A 21,078-nucleotide genomic window follows, 5' to 3' on the forward strand; every position below is an offset into this window, starting at 1 on the left:
CACCGACCCATGCCCCGTACCAGACGCATGCCCTCGCTCATCGCCTCCTTCGTCGCGGGTGCGGTCGTCGCCGCGAGCACGACCGTCGTCGCGGCCACCGGCGACGACCCGCACCAGAAACCCACCACCACCTGGCTGACCGTGAAGGTCGCCGACGCCATGGGCACCAGGGACACCATCACCTGGGTGCCCACCGGCTCCTTCGCCGGCTCGGCCGAAGTCCGCGTCCCGCGCTATCCGACCACCGCCATCGAGGGCAAGGACACCAAGGATCTGGCCCTGGACGCCGTACGCGGAGAACAGGTCTCCGCACAGCTCGCCATCGCCTCCGGGAAGCCCCTCGACGACGTCCACGCGAAGGTCGGCGATCTGACCGGACCGGGCGGCGCGCGGATCGACGGCGACAGCACCCAGGTGCGGTTCGTGAAGTACATCCCCGTGCAGCGCTCCAAGAGCGAGATGGACTGGTCCGCCACCATCGACCAGGTCAGCTCGGCCAAGGAGGTCTCCGGCGACCGCGATCCGGACGTCGTCGGGGACCCCTTGGAGGAGCGTGCGTCGGTCGACGTCCCCGCCTACGCGGCCCAGCCGCTCTGGTTCACCTTCCACATCCCGCGGGGCGCCGAGCCCGGCACGTACAAGGGCACCGTCCGCGTCGACGTGGGCAAGGCCACGCAGGCCACCTATCCGCTGACGATCGACGTCGCCGACGCCAGCGTGCCCGCCCCCTCCGACTACCGCTTCTTCCTCGACGTCTGGGCGCAGCCGGAAACCATCGCGCAGGCGCACCACGTCAAGCTGTGGTCGCGGGAGCACTGGAAACTCATCGAGAAGTACAACCGCGACCTGGCGAGCCGTGGCCAGAAGGTCATCAACACGACGATCGTCGAGAACCCCTGGCACCACCAGTGGTCGCTCGGAACCCGGCAGTCGCAGACCGCGACGCCGTACTCCAGCATGGTGGGCTGGAGCTGGGACGGCAGCCGGTTCTCCTTCGACTTCACCCGCTGGGACCGCTACGTCGACACGGCCCTGCGCGACGGGCTCGGCCCGGACATCGGCGCGTACTCGATGCTGGCGTTCCAGGACCAGGAGCACCTCACCTACCGCGACACCCGCACCGGCGGCACGGTCACCGAGAACGTCGGCCTCGGCGGGGAGCGGTGGCGCACGGCATGGGGGCAGTTCCTACGCGCCTTCGAAAAGCACCTGACGGACACCGGGCGGCTCGACCACACGTATCTGTCCTTCGACGAGCGGCCCGCCGACACGATGAAGGTGGTCAAAGACTTCGTCCACGAGGTCGCACCCGCCTTCGACGACCGCATCGCCGTTGCCGGCTCCGTCGACACCGAGCCGATGGCCTCGAACCTCTCTGTCGACTGGGGCGGCATCGACGCGATGACACCCGAGAAGGCGGAGGAGCGGCGCAAGGCCGGCAAGAAGACGACGTTCTACGTGTACGGCTGGCCGCCGCACCCCAACACGCTCAGCTACTCGCCGGCGGTGGAGTCGCGGATGCTGCCGTGGATCGCCGCCCAGCGGAACCTCGACGGCTTTCTGCGTTGGTCGTACAACAGTTGGACCGCCGACCCCTTCTCCCAGCCCGTCTACATCTTCACGCAGGGCGACGAGTACCTCGTCTACCCGGGCGCCGACGGGCCGATGTCCAGCATCCGCTGGGAGCAGCTGAAGGAAGGCATCGAGGACTTCGAGCTGGTCGCGCAGGCCAGGGACAAGTCCGGTGGGGACAGCGACGCCCTGAAGCAGGCGCTGTCGCTCGCCACCCGTGACCTCGACGGGCGCGCCAAGAACCTCACCGACATCGAGCAGGCCCGCAAGGCCGTGGTGAAGGAGCTGACGTCATGAGACGGGCGAGAGTGCGGACCTCACTGTGTGCGGTGGCACTCGCCGCCGGGTGCCTGTCGGCCGTGCCCGCCCAGGCCGCGCAGGCCCCCCGACAGGTCCCCCCGCAAGCACCGGCGCAGGCCCACACGGTCACCTACGACCAGTACGCCGTGAAGGTCGACGGGAAGCCGCTGTACCTGTGGGGCGCCGAACTGCACTACTTCCGGCTGCCCAGCCCGGACGCCTGGCGCGACGTACTGCAGAAGGTGAAGGCCGCCGGGTTCAACTCGGTCTCCCTCTACTTCGACTGGGGATACCACTCCACGAGCCCCGGCTCGTACGACTTCAAGGGCATACGCGATGTCGACCGGCTCCTCGACGAGGCCGAGCGCGCGGGCCTGTACGTGATCGCCCGCCCCGGCCCGTACATCAACGCCGAGGTGTCCGGCGGCGGCTTCCCGGCCTGGCGCAAGACGCACACGGGCGTGAACCGCACGTCCGAGGAGGCGTATCTGAAGGACGCCCGGGAGTGGATGAGCCGGATCAACCCGATCATCGCGCGCCATCAACTCACCCGTGGCACCGGGTCGGTGATTCTCTATCAGGTCGAGAACGAGTACCAGGGCGGCCGACAGGACGCCGACTACATGCAGACCCTCATCGACTGGGCGCGCCAGGACGGCATCGACGTGCCGACCTTCGTCAACGACGGTGGCGCCAACAAGAACTGGGTGAGCGGCAAGGGCGCCCCGGACATCTACGGCTTCGACGCCTACCCCCAGGGCTTCGACTGTTCCAGCCCGGACACCTGGAAGAATCTGCCCGACTACTCGTACGTGAACGACTGGAAGCCCGAGTCCCCGCTGCTCATCCCCGAGGCGCAGGGCGGCGCCTTCGACGCGTGGGGCGGCACCGGCTACGACAACTGCCGCAAGCTCACCGGCACCGACTTCACCCGCGTGTCCGCCAAGATGAACATCGCCGCCGGAGTCACCGGCCAGTCCTTCTACATGACCTACGGCGGCACCAACTGGGGCTGGCTCGCCGACCCCAACGCCGTCTACACCTCGTACGACTACGGCGCACCGATCACCGAGTCCCGTCAACTGACCGACAAATACCAAGAGTTCAAGCGGCTCGGGTACTTCGTCAACGCCGTGAAGCCCCTGGCTCGCACCGACAAGGCCGAGGCGCCCGCGCCGAGCGACGACGCGCTGCGGATCGACCGGCGCGTCAATCCGGACGACGGCACTCAGTTCCTCACCGTCCGGCACGCCGACACCCGGGTGAAGGACACCGACACCACCACCCTGTCCCTGTCCGGCCGGGACGGCGACTATCCACGCGTGCCGCAGCAGGGCGCGATCACGGTCGCCGGACGGGACGCCGAACTCCTCGTGGCGAGCTACGACATGGAGCGGCAGCGGCTCGTCTACTCCACCTCCGAGATCATGACCCACGCCCGCATCGGCGCGGACGACGTGGCGCTGCTGTACGGGAGGAGGGGCGAGGCAGGGGAGACCGTGCTGCGGTACCCGTCGAAGCCGAAGGTAACCGTCCTGGACGGCAAGGCGGACGTCACCTGGGACGCCGCACGGGGCGATCTGCGGCTGAACTACACCCACCAGGGGCTCATCCGCGTCCGCGTCAACGACCTCGTACTCCTGCTGGCCGACGAGCAGGAGACCGCGCACTGGTGGCGGCAGGACACCGCCGCAGGGTCGGTGCTCGTACGCGGACCCTCACTGCTGCGGACCGCCGAAGTCGACGGCGCCACCCTGAAGTTGACGGGCGACTCGACCGAAGCCACGAGCATCGAGGTCCTCGCCGATGCCGGGAACGTGACCTGGAACGGGCGCCGGACCGCCGTCACCTCCGCGCCCCGCCCCGTCACCCTCCCCGCCCTCACCACCTGGCGCACCCACGACGAGACGCCGGAAGTCACCCCGGACTTCGACGACTCGACATGGACCACCGCCGACCACCTCACGGCCGACAATCCCGACCTCGCCGGGTATACACCCGTCCTCGCCATGGACGAGTACGGCTTCCACCACGGCGACGTCTGGTATCGCGGCCGCTTCCGCACGACCGGCGGGACGAGCGCGGTGACGCTGAACGCAAACACCGGGCCGCACGGCGTGTACGCGGCGTGGCTCAACGGCCGCTACCTCGGCAGCGCGGGCGACGGCGCCCACACCTTCGACGTCCCGGACGGCGTCCTGGCTGACGGCGGGGGCGACAACGTGCTCTCCGTCCTCGTGGAGAACATGGGCGACAACGAGGAGTGGGGCCACGACTACTCGAAGGAGCCACGCGGGCTGCTCTCCGCCGACCTCCTCGGCGCCGACTCCACGATCACCTGGAGGATCCAGGGCGACCGGGGCGGCGAACAGCCCGTCGACACGGCACGCGGCGCGTACAACAACGGCGGTCTGTACGGGGAGCGGGCCGGCTGGTCGCTGCCGGGCTACCCCGACGGCTCCTGGACGCGTACGACGCTCGCCGCCCGGTCGGCGAAGTCCGCGCCGGGCGTGCGCTGGTACCGCACCAACGCCCGGCTCGACCTGCCGCATGGCCAGGACACCTCCCTCGGGCTGCAACTGGAGGACGGCCGGAGCAAGGACTACCGCGTCCAGATCTTCGTCAATGGCTGGCTCGTCGGACGGCAGCTCGCCGACACCGGCCCCCAGACCCGGTTCGTCATCCCCAGCGGCCTGCTGAACGAACACGGCGACAACACCATCGCCCTGGCCGTCTGGTCCACCGAGGCAGGCGCGGGACCCGGTTCCGCACACCTCGTCGACCTCGGTGCGAGCGCGGGCGGCATCGGCATCGGGACCGTGCCGGCACCGTCGTACGACGCGAAGGCATACACCGACGCACCGGCAGGTGCCCAGGTCACCGTGGACGCCGAGCCCTTCCTGAGCGCGGCCCTGCCGGGCCGGGCGACCGTCTCCTTCCACGTCCCCGGGAAGGCCGGGAAGGCGGCGCGGGATGTGGACCTGTCGCTCAAGGCCCCCGCCGGGTGGACGGCGACGACGGACGCCCCGACACACTTCCCGCGCGTCGCGCCCGGCGCCGTCGTCACCGCCGAGTACACCGTCACCCCGCCCGCCGACCCGGTCCCGTACACGGTCCTGACGGCAACCGCGTCGTACGGGCGGAATGGCCGCACGGTCACGATCACCGGTGAGCGGGCCGTGCAGGTCGCGCCGCCCGCGCCCCCCGGGGACTCGTACGTCGGCGACCTGCCGCTCGTGCGGGCCGTCAACGGCTGGGGCCCGGTCGAGAAGGACACCTCCAACGGCGAGAACGCGGCCGGTGACGGACACCCCCTGGCCATCGGCGGTACCACCTACGCCAAGGGGCTCGGCGTGCACGCCGACAGCCAGGTCCGCGTCTACCTCGGCGGCGCCTGCACCTGGTTCACGGCCACCGCCGGCGTGGACGACGAGGTCGGCGACGGCGGCAGCGTGTCCTTCCGTGCCGTCGCCGACGGCCGCGTCCTCTTCACCAGCCCCGTGCTGTACGGCTCCGACGGCGGCACCCCCGTCGACGTCGACGTGACGGGCGCGCGCTGGCTCGACCTGACCGTGGACGGCGGCGGCGACGTCTCCGCCGACCATGCGGACTGGGCCGACGCCCGTCTGACCTGCGCGGGAGGTACGTCATGAGGGGGCTCCGCGTCCTGGCGGCCGTCGTGCCGCTCATCCTCCTGGCCGCTGCCCCCGCGCACTCCGAGCGGCGCGGCGACGCCGGCTGGACCGGTACCTGGGCCACCGCCCAGCACGCCGCGTACGACCCGGGCACCTCCGAGGTGACGGTACGGGTCCCGGTGCGCGTCAGCGCGGGCGGGACGAGCGTGCGGATCCGGCTGACCAACGCGTTCACCGACCAGCCGGTGACGATCGGACACGCCACGGTGGGACGGCGCGCCGACGGCTCGTCCGTGTCGGGCCCGCGGGATCTGACCTTCGGCGGGAAGCGGGAGGTGACGATCCCTGCCGGGGAGCGGACGGCGAGCGACCCGGTGCGGATTCCCGTCGCGGCCCGCAGCGACGTGGTGGTCAGCCTGTACTTCCCGGGCCGGCTGACCCACATCAGCCAGCACTGGATGGGGCTGCAGACCGTCTACTGGACGGCCGACGGCGGCGGCGACCACGCCGGGGACCCCGGCGGAGCCGCGTTCACCAAGACCGACTCCACCTTCCCGTTCCTCACCGGCATCGATGTGCGGGGCGGTCCGGCGCGGGGCTCCGTGGTCGCGCTCGGCGACTCCATCACCGACGGGGCCGCCTCGACCTCGGACGCCGACCGGCGCTGGCCCGACTACCTGGCCGGCCGCCTCGCCGCCTGCACGACTCCGGCCGGAGTGCTGAACGAGGGCATCAGCGGGAACCGCATCACGGCCGGGACCGACGGCAATCCCTCGGCACTGGAGCGGCTGGAGCGCGATGTGCTGTCCCAGCCGGGCGCCCGGACGGTGATCCTCTTCGAGGGCGTCAACGACCTCAGCTGGGGCGGCGCCACCGGCGACCAGGTGATCGACGGCATGCGGGAGATCGCGCGGCGCGCCCATGCCCGTGGGCTGCGGGTGATCGGTGCGACCGTGGTCCCGTACCGGGGCTGGGGCGACTGGTGGACCGAGGCCAAGGAGGCCGACCGGCAGCAGGTCAACACGTTCGTACGCGACTCCGGTGGCACCTTCGACGGCTACGCCGACTTCGACAGGGCCGTACGGGACCCGGACGACCCCACCCGCTACGCCGCCGTGTTCGACTCCGGTGACCATCTGCATCCCAACGACACCGGGATGAAGGCGTTCGCCGACGCGGTCGACCTCGCCGGTCTCGGGGTGGCCCGCGACTGCCCGTCGGCACGCGTCCGGCTCACCCCGTACCGCCCGGACCTCCAGGTCGACCACGCCACGGAGATCACCGCGACGGTTACCAACACCGGCCCCAAGGCGGTCGACCGGGTCAGCAGCGCCCTGCGCCTGCCGGACGGCTGGACCGCCGAACCGCAGGGCGCCACGGGCACCGACTCCCTCGCCCCCGGCGGGAGTTCCACCGTCACCTGGCGCGTCACCCCGTCCTCCGGCACGGCATGGGGACCGTACGACATCGGTGTCCGCACCTCCTACCGGCAGAGCGGCCGCACGCGCCAGGACGCCGACAGCGTGGCCGCCGATGTCACCCCCGTCCCGTCCGCCGTCCAGCCCCCGTACAGCACGTTCGCCACCACCGACGACGCCCGATACGCCCAGAACGGCGACCAGTTCGCCCTCTGGGCGGGCGGTCAGGACCTGTCCGGCTGGAAGGACGAGAAGGCCACGATCCACCTGCCGGACGCCGTGCCCGCCACGGGCGCCGTCACCGCCCGCCTCGTCTCCCAGACCGGCAGTGGGCCCTCCGCCAAGGCCGGGATCGCCGTCGCGAACGACCTCACCGCCCCGGAGAAGGGCGGCTACGCGGTCCTCACCATGTCCAAGAACTACGGCGTCGAGTTCATGACCGACAGCGACGGCGACGGCCACCTCGACACCTGGGCCGGCGACGGCGCCTCCTACCACCCGGCCTGGCTGAAGCTCGTCCGCGACGGCACCGCCTACACCGCCTACGTGCGCACCGACACGGGCGCCTGGCAGCAGATCGGCACCGCGACCGTGCCCTCCGCCGCGGACGGAGCCCTCGACGCCGGGATGGTCGCGAGCGCGGTCGACCTCGACTACCCCGGCCAGACCACCACAGCCGTCTTCGACTCCTTCTCGACCAGCGACTGAGTCCTTCTCGATCACCGACTGAGAGGCATTTCCGTGACGCCAAGCCGCAGACGTTTCATGACCACGGCCACCGCCCTCGGCGCCGGCGTGCTGCTCGCCCCGCCGGGCGCCGCCCAGGCCCTCACCAGCGGTATCGCCGGGGGCGGCAGCCCGGACTACGAGGCCACCAAGGCATCCCTCGACACCCACCCGGTGCCGCGCTGGTACAAGGACGCCAAGTTCGGCATCTTCGTCCACTGGGGTGTCTACTCCGTGCCCGCCGGCTCCGCCCGTCAGATGGCCGCCGAGTGGTACCTCTGGTACCAGAGCTTCGACACCGACCCCACCTGGAAGTACCACCGCGACACCTACGGACAGAACTTCCTCTACGACGACTTCATCCCGCAGTTCACCGCCGAGAACTACGACCCGGACTCCTGGGTGCGGCTGTTCGAGCAGGCGGGCGCCGAGTACTTCGTCCTCACCAGCAAGCACCACGACGGATTCGCCCTGTTCCCGAGCGAGGTGACGGACCGTCACGCGGGAAAGTACGGACCGAAGCGAGACCTCGTCGGCCCGCTGATGGCGGCGGCCCGCCGACGCGGCACCGTCCGGCCCGGCCTCTACTACTCGCTCGGCGAGTTCTTCAACCCGGCGATCGGCCGACCCATGAAGAACTTCTACACCGGCCAGGAAGTCCCGATGCTCGGCTACAAGCCGGTCGACGACTACGTCGGGGACTACGAGCTGAAGCAGCTGTACGAGATCACCGACCGGTACGACCCGGACCTGCTGTGGGCGGACGGCCAGTGGTTCCGCCCCGCCGACAATCCGCCGTGGCGCAGCGAAGAGGCGCTGGCCCACTACTACAACCAGGCCAAGAACCGCAGGAAGCCCAAGGGTGTCGTGGCCAACGACCGTTTCGACACACACTTCGACTTCGCCACGTACGAGCAGCGCACCAACCCCACCATGGACCCGCAGAAGTGGGAGTGCTGCATCACCATGGGCTACTCCTGGGGCTACAACAAGTTCGAGCTGGAGGAGGACTACAAGACCTCCGAGTTCCTCGTCCATCTGCTCGCCGACGTCACCAGCAAGAACGGCAACCTGCTCCTCAACATCGGTCCAAGACCGGACGGCACCATCCCGGACGTCATGCAGCGGCGGCTGCGGGACATCGGTGCCTGGCTGGACGTCAACGGTCCCGCGATCTACGGCTCGGCGCCCTGGGTGCGGGCCGAGGAGGAGGGCAGCCCGCTCGGCATCCGGTACACGGTCACGCCCGGCAAGTTCAATGTGATCGTGCTGGGCGCGCCCACCGGCACCCTCTCCGTGCCCGCTGACATCCCCGTCTCCGCCACGTCCCGGATCCGGCTGCTCGGTCACAACAAGCCGCTGAAGTGGACCCGTTCGGACGGAAAGGTCCACATCAGCGTCCCGGACACCCTGCCCAGCGAACTCGCCAACACGTTCACCGTCGACTGGGAGCGCCGGTGACCCGCATGAGTACCCGTACGGACTCCCTCGGCCCCACCCTCACCGTCACCACCGAACCCGCCGAGCCGGCCGGCGGCGACACGGTCACCGCCACCGCGGTCCTCGTCAACGACTGCCCGTTCCCGCTCCGCGGCACCGTCCTGTACCTCGTGGACCCCGGCGCGAGCACCGCGGCGCGCACCATCCCGCTCGGTGACCTGCGCCGCGGCGCGCGGATCACCCGCAGCTGGCGCACGTCGATGCCGGCCGACGTCGCCGGAGAGGTGGCGTTCACCGCGCACGCCCTCTTCGACGTGGACGGACGCAGCGCCGACTGCGCGAGGGCCGCGAAGACCGTCACCGTGCCCTATGTGCCCAACGGGGTGCGCGACCCGTACCGGAGCTTCGCCACCACCGACGACGCCCGATTCGGCCAGTTCGGCAGCCAGTTGGTGATCTGGGCGGGCGGCCGCGACCTCTCCGGTGGCACCGACGAGAAGGGCGGCATCCTCCTGCCGGGGGCCGCCGCCGAGTCGAGTGTGACGCAGGTCAAGACGGTCAGCCTCACCGGCTCCGACAACCCGGTCGCCAAGTACGGCCTCGCCGTGGCGAACGACCTGACGGCGCCGGAGAAGGGCGGTTACGCCGTGCTCACCATGTCGAAGTCGTACGGCGTGGAGTTCATGACCGACAGCGACGGCGACGGGCGGCTCGACACCTGGGCGGGCGGCGGCGCCTCCGCCCACCCGGCCTGGCTGCGCCTGGTCCGCTCCGGCACCACCTACACCGCGTACTCCACCGCCAACGGCCTCGCCTGGAACGAGATCGCGAGCGTGACCGTGCCCTCGGCGAGCGGTGCTCTCGACGCCGGTGTGGTGGCCGGCGCGGTGAACCTCAACTACCCCGGCACGACCGTCCAGGCCGTGTTCGACCACTTCACGGTGGAGACCACTTGACGCCACCTCTCCCCGAAGGGAGGGGATTCTTACGGCTCGCGCCGTGAGACTTGCTGTTTCATCGCCGACTGTCCGGCCGGAGAACTCCGTTGAGGTCTTACACCGGCTCCGCAGGCTGCGACCGCCCGTCCGGCGGCCAGAAGGTTCTTCGCTGCGTTCACGTCCCGGTCGTGGATCGCGCCGCGGTCGCACGTCCAGGTGCGGACGCCGAGCGGCATCTTCTGATGAAGGGCGCCGCAGATGGAGCACAGCTTGGACGAGGGGAAGAAGCGGTCTACCGCGATCACTTCCCTGCCGTACCACTGGGCTTTGTACTCCAGCATGCTCCGGAACTCCGACCAGGCCGCATCACCGAAAGTCCGTTTCGTCTCCGCCCAGAAGGGCGGAGTATCCACGGAGGAATCCGATGACCACGTACCGCCCGGAGGAGGACTTCCTCCCGCCGCCCGTCTCACTCACTGTCACCCCACCCGCTCCGGAGCCCGGTCGGCCCCTGACCCTGACCGCCACCCTCACCAACACCACCCGGATCGACCTGCGCGGCACCGTGCTCTACCTCGCCGTGAACGACATCGAGGAGCCGGACGCCTTCGGCACCCTCGCACCGGGACGGTCGGCGACCCTCACCTGGCGGACCCGGCTCGCCGACGACGCCGAGGGACACCAGGTGTTCACCGCCCACGCCCTCTTCGACGTGCACCGGCACGGCTCCGACTGCGCCCGCGCCACCTCCTCGATCCTGCTGCCGTACCGGTCGCTGCGCGGCGCCTTCGACAACGCGGGGATCGCCTCCGACGACGCCCTCACGGTCGCGAACATCGACGGATCCGACTCCAGCCTGTCCGCCGAGGCGCTGGCGTCGGTCGGACTGACCCCGGGCGCCACCGTCACCTACGGCGGGGTGACCTTCACCTGGCCGGACACCCGGCCCGGAAACAGGGACAACGTCGTCTCCGCCGGCCAGAGCGTGCTGTTGTCCGGCTCCGGCTCCCGGCTGACCTTCCTCGGCACCAGTACCTGGGGCGAGGGCAGAGGGGAGGGCAAGGTCGTCTACGCCGACGGCACCGAGCGGGCGTTCTCCGTCGCCGTCCCCGACTGGTACGGGGCGAATGGCTCAGCCGCGGTGGTGGTGCCCTACCGCCACATCGCCACCGGCCGGGACGACACCCCCGTCAGCCTGTTCACCTTCGGCGTCGACCTGACGCCGGGCAAGGAACTGCGCTCCCTGGTCCTGCCCCACGTCGGCGACGGCCTCCAGTCGGGCGTTCCCGCCCTCCATGTCTTCGCGATGACGATCGACTGAGAGTCGCCGACAGCAGCCGATGACTTCTGGCAGTCACTGAGAGTTTCCGGAAGGATTTCCATGCAGGACAACCGAGGCGACCTCGGCAGCACGGGCGTCACCCGCAGACGGATCCTCGCGGGCGCGGTCGTGCTGGGCGGCGCCGCGCTCCTGGCCCGCCCGCAGGGCGCGTACGCGGCCGACCACGCCCTGTTCGACACCGCTCCCGCCGCGGCGGCGCTCAAGCGTCTGCTTCCCGACCACCACCGGCAGATCACCCTGCGGGCGGTCGCGGACGCGACCGACCGCTTCCGGGTCACCGGCAGGGTCGGCCACATCACGGTGGAGGGCACCAGCCCCGCCGTGCTGCTCGCCGGTTTCCACACGTACCTACGGCGGACCGCGCACGCCTCCGTCTCCTGGACCGGCGAGCAGCTCGACCTGCCGCGCTCCCTGCCCGCGCCCGCGAAGGAGATCACGGGGACGGCGAACGTGCCCCACCGGTTCGCCTTCAACGACACCAACGAGGGCTACACCGGTCCCTACCGCGACTGGGACGCCTGGAGCCGCGAACTGGACGTACTGGCGCTGCACGGCGTCAACGACGTCCTCGTCTACGTGGGCGGCGACGCGGTCTACTACGACACGTTCCGTCGGTTCGGCTACTCCGACGCGGAACTGCGCGCCTGGATCCCGGCCCCGGCCCACCAGCCCTGGTGGCTGCTGCAGAACATGTCGGGCTTCGGCGGCCCGGTCTCCCGGCGGCTCCTCGAACGGCGGGTCGAACTCGCCCGGAAGATCGTCGACCGGGTGCGGGAGCTGGGCATGACCCCGGTGCTGCCGGGCTACTTCGGCACCGTCCCGGACGGCTTCGTGGCGAAGCACGGCGGCGACGCGGCCGTGGTCGCGCAGGGCACCTGGGGCGGCTTCGAACGCCCCGACTGGCTCGACCCGCGCACCTCGGCCTTCAGAGAGGTCGCCGACGCCTTCTACCGGGCCCAGACGGAGCGGTTCGGCGCGAGCACGATGTACAAGATGGACCTGCTGCACGAGGGCGGCAACCCCGGTGACGTACCGGTGGGCGAGGCCGCGAAGGCCGTCGAGACGGCGCTGCGCAGGGCCCACCCGGGGGCGGTCTGGGCGATCCTGGGCTGGCAGACCAACCCGTCCACCGCCCTGCTGGACGCCGTCGACAAGAGCCGCATGCTGATCGTGGACGGCCTCTCGGACCGCTACACCACCGTCACGGACCGGGAGAGCGACTGGGGCGGCACCCCCTACGCCTTCGGCAGCATCTGGAACTTCGGCGGCCACACCCCGATCGGCGCCAACGCCCCGGACTGGGTGGAGCAGTACCCGAGGTGGCGGGACCGGGAGGGCAGTGCCCTGGCCGGGATCGCGGCGATGCCGGAGGCCGCCGACAACAACGCGCCCGCGCTGGCACTCCTCACCGACCTGGCGTGGACACCCGGCACCGTCGACCTGGACGACTGGTTCGCCGCGTACGCCGTCTCCCGGTACGGCGGCGCGGACCCGCACGCCGCCGCGGCCTGGCAGGCGATACGCGACACCGCCTACGGCATGTCCCGGGCCGACTCCTGGAGCGAGGCACCCGACGGTCTGTTCGGCGCCCGGCCGAGCCTGACCGCGAACAAGGCGGCGGCCTGGGGCCCGGAGGCGGACCGCTACGACACCACGACCTTCGACCGCGCCCTCACCGAACTCCTCGCCGTGCCGAAGCGGTTGAGGGAGAGCTCGGCGTACCGCTACGACGTCGTGGACGTGGCACGGCAGGTCCTGTCCAACCGCACCCGGGTGCTGCTGCCGCAGATCAAGGGCGCGTACGAGACAGGGGAGCACGCCCTGTTCGGGGAGCTGACCCGGACCTGGCTGGGCTGGATGGACCTGCTCGACGACCTGCTGGCCACCTCGCGCCCCCATCTGCTCGGACGGTGGCTCGCCGACGCGCGCGCCTGGGGCGCCGACGCGGCCGAGCGGGACCGCCTGGAGTACGACGCACGCTCGCTCATCACCACCTGGGGCGGACGCGCCAGCAGCGAGGAGGGCCTGCACGACTACGCGAACCGGGAGTGGGCCGGGCTGGTCGGCGGCCTGTACCGCACCCGCTGGGAGACGTACTTCGACGCGCTGTCCGCCGGGAAGGACCCCGCGGCCGTCGACTGGTTCGCCCTGGAGGACCGCTGGGCGCACGGCCACGAGAGGTACCCGGCCGAGCCGAAGGGCTCCCCGTACGAGCGGGCCCGCCGGGTGCGCGACCTGCTCGCCGCCACCCCGCACCAGTCCGCCGTCACCGCCGCGGCCGACCGGGGCGCGGTGGCCGAGGGCGCGCCCGCGACGGTGACGGTCACCTTCACCCACCGCAACGGCTTCGCGCCCGCCACCGCGGTGACGCTCTTCGCCGAGACGCCCGAAGGCCTGACGGCCGGCGCGCTCGACCCCGTGAGCACGGCGTCCGTCGCCCCCGGCGAGACGTTCACCGCGCGCTTCGAGATCAGCCTGACGGGCGACGCCCGGGAGCTCGTCAGCCGGCTGGTCGTCGGGGCGACGTACGCGGGTGGAGGCAGGACGGTCGCGCCGGTACGGCTTCTGGCCGCGTCCGGGGTCCGCGACCCCTACCGCACGGCCTCCTTCAACGACGCCGTGTTCGGGCAGTTCGGCGACGAGCTCGCGATCGAGGGCGCCGGGGCCGACCTGTGGGGCGGGACGAACGAGTTCGGCGCGGTGTACCGGGCCGGGGCCTACCGTGACGGGACGACGGCCGCGGTCCGGGTCCTCTCGCAGGAAGCCACCGGCGGCTGGGCACGGGCCGGGCTGATCGTCCGCGACGACCTCGCCACGCCGGGCGGGGGCGGCTATGTGAACCTCGCCGTCACCCCGTCCAACGGCTGTGTACTGACCTGGGACGCCGACGGCGACGGCCGTTTCGACTCGATCGCCATGGCCGGGTCGGCGACGGCGCCGGTGCACCTGCGGCTGCGCCGCGACGGCGGTGCGTACACGGGCGAATACAGCGTGGACGGCACGATCTGGGTCACGGTCGGGACGGCCACGCCGGGCGGGGCCGGGGCCGCGCAGGACGTGGGCGTGTTCATGACGGCGGCCAACGGGTGGACGGGCCGAAGGGGAGCGGCCACGTTCGAGGGGCTCACGCTCGAGTAGCCGCCGGACCAGTGCGTGGGCCGCACCGGTCGACCAGAGCGTCGACCGGTGCGGCCCACGCCGATAAGCGGCGCCGAAAAGCCCTACGGCACTGTCACCCCACCGTCGTACCCTTGGAGACGCAAGGCTGCCCCCGTGGCAAGCGTGCCGATCAAGGAGGAAAAGCAGGCCTACAGAGCCGGCCCATGACTCAGACACCCACAGCTCACAGCCCCGCTCAGGGGCAGGCACGAGCGCACTTCACCGTCCCGGCCAAGCACCCCATGGTGACCGTGCTGGGTTCCGGAGACGCGCTGCTACGCGTGATCGAGAAGGCCTTCCCGGCGGCCGACATCCACGTCCGGGGCAATGAGATCAGTGCGGTCGGCGACGCCGGTGAAGTCGCTCTCGTCCAGCGCCTGTTCGACGAGATGATGCTGGTGCTCCGCACGGGGCAGCCGATGACGGAGGACGCAGTGGAACGCTCGATCGCCATGCTCAGGGCGAGCGAGAACGGGGAGGGCGACGGTCAGGAAACCCCTGCCGAAGTGCTCACGCAGAACATCCTGTCCTCGCGCGGCCGCACCATCCGACCCAAGACGCTCAACCAGAAGCGGTACGTCGACGCCATCGACAAGCACACCATCGTCTTCGGCATCGGCCCCGCCGGCACCGGCAAGACGTACCTCGCCATGGCGAAGGCCGTACAGGCGCTCCAGTCCAAGCAGGTCAACCGGATCATCCTCACCCGCCCCGCGGTGGAGGCGGGCGAGCGGCTCGGCTTCCTGCCCGGCACGCTCTACGAGAAGATCGACCCCTACCTGCGGCCCCTCTACGACGCGCTGCACGACATGCTCGACCCCGATTCCATCCCGCGGCTCATGGCGGCGGGAACCATCGAGGTCGCGCCGCTCGCCTACATGCGTGGTCGCACCCTCAACGACGCCTTCATCATCCTGGACGAGGCCCAGAACACGAGCGCCGAGCAGATGAAGATGTTCCTCACCCGCCTCGGCTTCGAGTCGAAGATCGTGATCACGGGCGACGTGACACAGGTCGACCTCCCGAACGGGACGAAGTCGGGCCTGCGCCAGGTCCAGGACATCCTGGAGGGCCTCGACGACGTCCACTTCTCGCGGCTCACGTCCCACGATGTCGTACGGCACAAGCTGGTCGGCCGTATCGTCGACGCGTACGAGAAGTACGACAGCGAGAACGGCACCGAGAACGGCTCCCACAAGAGCCGCGGCAAAGCCGGCCACAAGGGGAAGTAGACAAGCGAGCACCATGTCGATCGACGTCAACAACGAGTCCGGAACCGAGGTCGACGAGCAGGCGATCCTCGACATCGCCCGCTACGCACTCGCGCGGATGCGCATCCACCCGCTCTCCGAACTCTCGGTGATCGTCGTGGACGCCGACGCCATGGAACAGCTCCACATCCAGTGGATGGACCTTCCGGGGCCCACCGACGTGATGTCGTTCCCCATGGACGAGCTGCGGCCACCGTCCAAGGACGACGACGAGCCCCCGCAGGGACTCCTCGGTGACATCGTGCTCTGCCCGGAGGTCGCCGAGCGGCAGGGCAAGGAAGCTCCCACGCAGCACTCCATGGACGAGGAACTGCACCTCCTCACCGTCCATGGAGTGCTGCACCTGCTCGGCTACGACCACGAGGAGGCGGACGAGAAGGCCGAGATGTTCGGTCTCCAGGCCGCCATCGTGGACGGCTGGCGCGCGGAGAAGGGCATGACGGGCCCCTCCCCGGCCCCGACCGTTTCATGAGTCCTCAGCTCGTCATCGGCGCCATCGCCCTGGTCGTGGTCGCCTGGCTCGCCGCCTGTGCGGAGGCGGGCCTCGCGCGTGTCTCCAGCTTCCGCGCGGAGGAGGCCGTACGGTCCGGGCGGCGCGGCAGCGCCAAGCTCGCCCAGGTCGCCGCCGACCCGACCCGCTATCTGAACGTGGCACTGCTGGTGCGCGTGGCCTGCGAGATGGCCGCCGCCGCGCTCGTCACCTACGCCTGCCTGAAGGAGTTCGACGAGACCTGGGAGGCGCTCGTCGTCGCCATCGGGGTCATGGTCCTCGTCTCGTACGTCGCCGTGGGCGTCTCGCCGCGCACCATCGGCCGCCAGCACCCGCTGAACACGGCGACGGCGGCCTCGTACGTCCTGCTGCCGCTGGCCAGGATCATGGGCCCGATCCCGCCCCTTCTCATCCTCATCGGCAACGCGCTGACGCCCGGCAAGGGCTTCAGGCGCGGTCCGTTCGCCTCCGAGGCCGAGCTGCGCGCGCTGGTCGACCTCGCCGAGAAGGACTCCCTGATCGAGGACGAGGAGCGCCGCATGGTGCACTCCGTCTTCGAGCTGGGCGACACCCTCGTACGAGAGGTGATGGTGCCGAGGACCGACCTCGTCGTCATCGAGCGGTACAAGACCATCCGCCAGGCACTCACCCTGGCGCTGAGGTCCGGCTTCTCGCGCATCCCGGTCACGGGGGAGAGCGAGGACGACGTCGTCGGGATCGTGTACCTGAAGGACCTGGCCCGCAAGACGCACATCAGCCGCGACGCCGAGTCCGAGCTCGTGTCCACGGCCATGCGGCCCGCGACCTTCGTGCCCGACACCAAGAACGCGGGCGACCTGCTGCGTGAGATGCAGCAGGAGCGCAACCACGTCGCCGTCGTCATCGACGAGTACGGCGGTACGGCCGGCATCGTCACCATCGAGGACATCCTCGAGGAGATCGTCGGGGAGATCACCGACGAGTACGACCGGGAGCTGCCGCCCGTCCAGGAGCTCGGCGACGACCGCTACCGGGTGACCGCCCGTCTCGACATCGGCGACCTCGGCGAGCTGTACGGCTTCGAGGCGTACGACGACGAGGACGTGGAGACGGTCGGCGGACTGCTGGCGAAGGCACTCGGGCGGGTTCCGATCGCCGGAGCCTCCTCGGTGGTCGAGCTGCCCGACGGGCGCGAGCTGCGGCTGACGGCGGAGGCCGCGGCCGGACGCCGGAACAAGATCGTCACGGTGCTCGTCGAGCCGGTCGGCCCGGTGGACCCGGAGCCGTCCGAGGAGGAGAAGAAGTCCGAGTGATGCCGTCGGCGAAGGCAACGTGGGCGAAGGAGACGTGGGAGTGAAACCGCAGCAGTTGCGTGCGTTCTGTCTGTCCTTCAACGCGGCCGTCGAGGACTTCCCCTTCGCCCCGGACATCTCCGTCTTCAAGGTGCTGGGCAAGCTCTTCGCGCTGACATGGCTGGACGGGCGCCCGCTCACGGTCAACCTCAAGTGCGACCCGGAGGACGCGGTCCGGCTGCGCGCCGAGCACCCGGGGCTGATCGTCCCGGGCTATCACATGAACAAGCGGCACTGGAACACGGTGACGGTCGACGGCGAACTCCCGGACCGTCTGGTCCGGGAGCTCATCGAGGATTCGTACGATCTCGTCGTCGCCGGTCTACCGAAGGCCGAGCGCCTCCGTCTCGACCGGGCGTGAGCGGTCGCGGCCGAGTCCGGTCGCGACCAGCACCGCCGCCGCCAGGACGATCGCCGCGTCCAGGGCGAGGACCGTGTGGACACCGGCCAGCAGGTCGCCCGACGTCGTCGCCAGGACACCCAGCAGCGGGATGCCGATCGTGATGCCGACCTGCTGGGTGGAGGTCACCAGGCCCGTGGCCAGACCCTGCTCCTCGTCGGGAACGCCCGAGGTCACGGTCAGGCCGTACGAGATGATCGCGCCCAGGTGGCACATGCTGGCCAGCGAGACCGCGGCGGTGGCGAGCCAGACGGACCAGGTGTGGGCGTTCAGCAGGACCAGCCCCGCCACGAACAGGCCCTGACCGGCGAGCGAGCCGACCAGCGTACGGCGGGCGCCGAAGCGGCCGATGACCTTCGGGGCGTACACCCCGGCGACGGCCGACATGACGCCCTGGACCCCGAAGACCAGTCCCGTCTCGAACGCGGACAGGCCGAGGGTCTCCTGCAGGTACAGCGTCAGCGCGAAGATGACCGTCGACATCATCGAGAAGGTGACCAGACCGCCCAGGTTGCCCCACGCCACCGTGCGGCGGCGCAGCATGGGGAGGCTGACGAGCGGGGCGTGGGCGCGGGACTCGACGTACACGAAGGCGGCGAGCAGGAGCACACCCGCGGCGAGGGTCACGATGACGTCCGTGCCGCCGAAACCGCGCTCGGCGGCCGTCGACAGGGCGTAGATCAGGGCCAGCAGGCCGCTGGTGACGGTGATCGCGCCGGGGATGTCCAGGCGCGGGCGGTCGGGGGTGCGGGACTCAGGCAGCAGGCCCGGGGCCAGCGGCAGCACGATCAGCGCGAAGACCGACAGCAGGCCCATCGTCGAACGCCAGCTCAGTACGTCGGTCAGGACGCCGCCGGCCACCATGCCGACCGTGAAGCCGAGGGAGAGGAGCGTGCCGGAGATGCCGAGCGCACGGTCGCGCGCCGGGCCCTCCGGGAACGTCGTCGTCAGCAGCGACATGCCCGTCGGCACGATCGCCGCCGCGGCGAGGCCCTGCAACGCCCGGCCCGTCAGGAACGACGCCGGGTCCCAGGCGAAGGTCGCCAGCAGCGAGGCCGTACCGAAGAGGGCGAGGCCGGTCAGGAAGAGCCTGCGGCGGCCGTACAGGTCACCGATACGGCCGAAGAGGAGCAGGAAGCCGCCGGACGGCAGCGCGAAGGCGGTGACCGCCCACTGCAGCGCGGACCGGCTCATGCCCAGGTCCTTGCCGAGCACGGGCAGTGCAACGTTCAGTACGGAGAAGTCGAGCGCGACCATGAACTGCGCGGCGCACAGCACGAAGAGGACGAGTTTGTCGCGGGTCGACAGCCGGGTGCCGAGCGGGGAGTGGACAGTCGGGGAAGCGGACGTGGTTTCGGTGGTGTCGATCGCCATGGCAAGAGCGTGCGGCCGTCGGAATATCCGTGGGGAGCGGCAACTTATGCTGGTGGTCGCACCACCAGTCACCAACAGGGGGATTCACACGTGACGGAGGACGTGCTCAGGACCCAACGACGGCGTGAGCTGCGGGACTTCCTGATGAGCCGCCGGGCGAGGGTGTCACCTGCGGAGGCCGGACTGCCGGACGGCGGGGCCCGCCGACGCACGCCCGGGCTGCGCCGCGAGGAGGTCGCCGTGCTCGCGGGCGTCGGCGCGTCCTGGTACCAGTGGCTGGAGCAGGGGCGGGACATCTCCGTCTCGCCCCAGGTACTCGACGCGGTCGCCCGTGTCCTGCGGCTCAGCAACGCCGAACGACGCCATCTGTACCTGCTCGCCGGGCTGAACCCGCCCGCGCCGGAGGTCGCGCCCGAGGTCCGGGACATGTGCGACGGGCTGCGGCGGCTGATCGACACGTGGATGCCGTATCCGGCGCACATCATGGACCCGTACTACAACTGCGTCATGTACAACGACGCCGCCGGGATGGTCCTCGGCATGCGGCCCGACAACACGCAGAACTGCATCATCGACTTCTTCACCGACTCGCTGTACCGGGGGCGGTCCCGGACCTGGGAGAAGAACGCGCGCACGGTCGTCGCCCAGTTCCGCGCGTCGTGCGCGGCGGCGCCGGACGACGAGGGGTACCAGGAGGTACTGGACCAACTCCGGGCCGTCTCGCCGGAGTTCGCCGCGCTGTGGGAGGAGCGGGACATCGAGGACGCCGGGCAGATCCGCAAGGAGCTCGACCACCCGCTCGTCGGGCTGCTCGCCGTCGAGTCCACCGCGATGAAGGTGCCGGCGCGGCCCGACCTCACGATCGTGCTGCACACGCCGCTGCCGGAGGCGAACACGGCGGCGAAGCTGGAGTGGCTGGCCTCGCCGGAGGGCCGACGGGGCTCGATGTATCCCGTGGCCGGGTAGGCGCAGGCCGGTGGGTGTGCGCGGGGTGGGTGCGCGCGGGTGGGCGCGTGCGGGTGGGCGCGTGCCTGCGCCTCCCGATCCCTTCGTATGCTCTGAACATGACCGACAGCAGCGCGCTTGACCCCGAGGACCGCAAGATCATCACCCTGGCCCGTTCCGCGCGGGCGCGAAACGGGGTGCCGGAGGGGGCGGCCGTACGTGATGAGACCGGCCGTACGTATGTCGCGGGGACGGTGGATCTTCCCTCCCTGCGGTTGAGCGCGTTGCGTACCGCGGTGGCGATGGCGGCGGCGTCCGGGGCGAAGTCTCTTGAGGCGGCGGCGGTGGTGTCCGAGGCGGGGGAGGTCTCTTCGGAGGACCGGGCGGCGGTCCGGGACCTCGGTGGTCCGGCGACGCCGGTGCTGCTGGCGGGCGCCGACGGCACGGTTCACCTGACGGTGACCGCGGGCTGAGACCGCGCGCAGTTCCCCGCGTCCCTGAGGTGGGGGCTTCGCCCCGGGTCCCCGCCTACCCCTCTCCGTCGGCTGCGGGGCGCGCGGTTCTTCGCGCCCCTGGGCGGGGCTTCGCCCCGGATTCCCGCTCGCCCCTGGTTGCTCGGCTGCGGGCCGGTGGGGGCGGGGTGCGCGGTTCTTCGCGCCCCTGGGCGAGGCTTCGCCCCGGATTCCCGCTCGCCCCTGGTCGTTCGGCTGCGGGCCGGTGGGGGCGGGGTGCGCGGT

General features: G+C 70.8%; 14 protein-coding genes and 1 pseudogene. 13 read left to right on the forward strand and 2 right to left on the reverse strand.

Annotation, left to right across the window (positions count from 1 at the left end; translation table 11 throughout):
- Positions 1-9: 9 nt before the first annotated feature.
- Genes ABZ656_RS27975 through ABZ656_RS27995 form a run of 5 tightly spaced genes read left to right on the forward strand, consistent with a single transcriptional unit; the run spans position 10 to position 10,047 of the window.
- Complete coding sequence (locus ABZ656_RS27975; RefSeq protein WP_360271208.1) at positions 10-1,869, forward strand: glycoside hydrolase domain-containing protein; 1,860 nt, start codon at positions 10-12, stop codon at positions 1,867-1,869.
- The gene (locus ABZ656_RS27980; protein WP_360271210.1) at positions 1,866-5,525 is read left to right on the forward strand and encodes a beta-galactosidase; all 3,660 of its coding nucleotides are present in this window, start codon (positions 1,866-1,868) and stop codon (positions 5,523-5,525) included. The genes ABZ656_RS27975 and ABZ656_RS27980 overlap by 4 nt, the downstream gene beginning before the upstream one ends.
- On the forward strand, positions 5,522-7,633 hold the full coding sequence (locus ABZ656_RS27985) for a GDSL-type esterase/lipase family protein (RefSeq protein WP_360271212.1): 2,112 nt from the start codon (positions 5,522-5,524) through the stop codon (positions 7,631-7,633). The genes ABZ656_RS27980 and ABZ656_RS27985 overlap by 4 nt, the downstream gene beginning before the upstream one ends.
- A 57-nt stretch (positions 7,634-7,690) precedes the next feature.
- Entirely contained in the window at positions 7,691-9,112 is a 1,422-nt protein-coding gene (locus ABZ656_RS27990; protein ID WP_360271214.1) for an alpha-L-fucosidase, read from the forward strand.
- Positions 9,113-9,117: 5 nt separating this feature from the next.
- A complete protein-coding gene (locus ABZ656_RS27995) occupies positions 9,118-10,047 on the forward strand; it encodes a hypothetical protein (protein ID WP_101408144.1) in 930 nt (309 codons plus the stop codon).
- A gap of 29 nt (positions 10,048-10,076) precedes the next feature.
- Here ABZ656_RS27995 and ABZ656_RS28000 read toward each other — a convergent pair.
- Positions 10,077-10,397, reverse strand: a pseudogene (locus tag ABZ656_RS28000) (zinc ribbon domain-containing protein); the annotation flags it as partial.
- Positions 10,398-10,453: 56 nt separating this feature from the next.
- Here ABZ656_RS28000 and ABZ656_RS28005 point away from each other — a divergent pair.
- The 6 genes from ABZ656_RS28005 to ABZ656_RS28030 all read left to right on the forward strand — a co-directional run bounded on the left by ABZ656_RS28005 (position 10,454) and on the right by ABZ656_RS28030 (position 17,983).
- Complete coding sequence (locus ABZ656_RS28005) at positions 10,454-11,350, forward strand: beta-glucosidase (protein ID WP_360271216.1); 897 nt, start codon at positions 10,454-10,456, stop codon at positions 11,348-11,350.
- A gap of 60 nt (positions 11,351-11,410) precedes the next feature.
- Positions 11,411-14,509: an alpha-N-acetylglucosaminidase TIM-barrel domain-containing protein gene (locus tag ABZ656_RS28010; protein ID WP_360271218.1), complete on the forward strand. Its 3,099-nt coding sequence runs from the start codon at positions 11,411-11,413 to the stop codon at positions 14,507-14,509.
- A gap of 185 nt (positions 14,510-14,694) precedes the next feature.
- Positions 14,695-15,762 (forward strand): PhoH family protein, encoded by a 1,068-nt coding sequence (locus ABZ656_RS28015; RefSeq protein WP_101405241.1) that lies wholly within the window; start codon positions 14,695-14,697, stop codon positions 15,760-15,762.
- 13 nt (positions 15,763-15,775) lie between these two features.
- Complete coding sequence (gene ybeY, locus ABZ656_RS28020) at positions 15,776-16,273, forward strand: rRNA maturation RNase YbeY (RefSeq protein WP_054235448.1); 498 nt, start codon at positions 15,776-15,778, stop codon at positions 16,271-16,273.
- Entirely contained in the window at positions 16,270-17,583 is a 1,314-nt protein-coding gene (locus tag ABZ656_RS28025) for a hemolysin family protein (RefSeq protein ID WP_101405242.1), read from the forward strand. Before ybeY ends, ABZ656_RS28025 begins: the two co-directional genes overlap by 4 nt.
- A gap of 40 nt (positions 17,584-17,623) precedes the next feature.
- Positions 17,624-17,983, forward strand: a complete 360-nt coding sequence (locus tag ABZ656_RS28030; RefSeq protein WP_360271223.1) for an MmcQ/YjbR family DNA-binding protein — start codon at positions 17,624-17,626, stop codon at positions 17,981-17,983.
- On the opposite strand, the gene ABZ656_RS28035 is transcribed toward ABZ656_RS28030, so the two are convergent.
- Entirely contained in the window at positions 17,945-19,396 is a 1,452-nt protein-coding gene (locus ABZ656_RS28035; protein WP_360271221.1) for an MFS transporter, read from the reverse strand. The two genes, ABZ656_RS28030 and ABZ656_RS28035, sit on opposite strands and share 39 nt — an antisense overlap.
- A gap of 144 nt (positions 19,397-19,540) precedes the next feature.
- Between ABZ656_RS28035 and ABZ656_RS28040 the strand changes: the two genes are divergently transcribed.
- Together ABZ656_RS28040 and ABZ656_RS28045 are read left to right on the forward strand one after the other, a co-directional pair.
- Positions 19,541-20,362 carry a helix-turn-helix domain-containing protein gene (locus ABZ656_RS28040; RefSeq protein WP_101408145.1) on the forward strand — a complete coding sequence of 274 codons (822 nt, stop codon included), beginning with the start codon at positions 19,541-19,543 and terminating at the stop codon, positions 20,360-20,362.
- A gap of 98 nt (positions 20,363-20,460) precedes the next feature.
- On the forward strand, positions 20,461-20,814 hold the full coding sequence (locus ABZ656_RS28045) for a cytidine deaminase (protein ID WP_101408146.1): 354 nt from the start codon (positions 20,461-20,463) through the stop codon (positions 20,812-20,814).
- The last annotated feature ends 264 nt before the right edge of the window (positions 20,815-21,078 follow it).

The sequence above is a fragment of the Streptomyces sp. NPDC007095 genome (assembly GCF_040634475.1).
Lineage (GTDB): Bacteria > Actinomycetota > Actinomycetes > Streptomycetales > Streptomycetaceae > Streptomyces.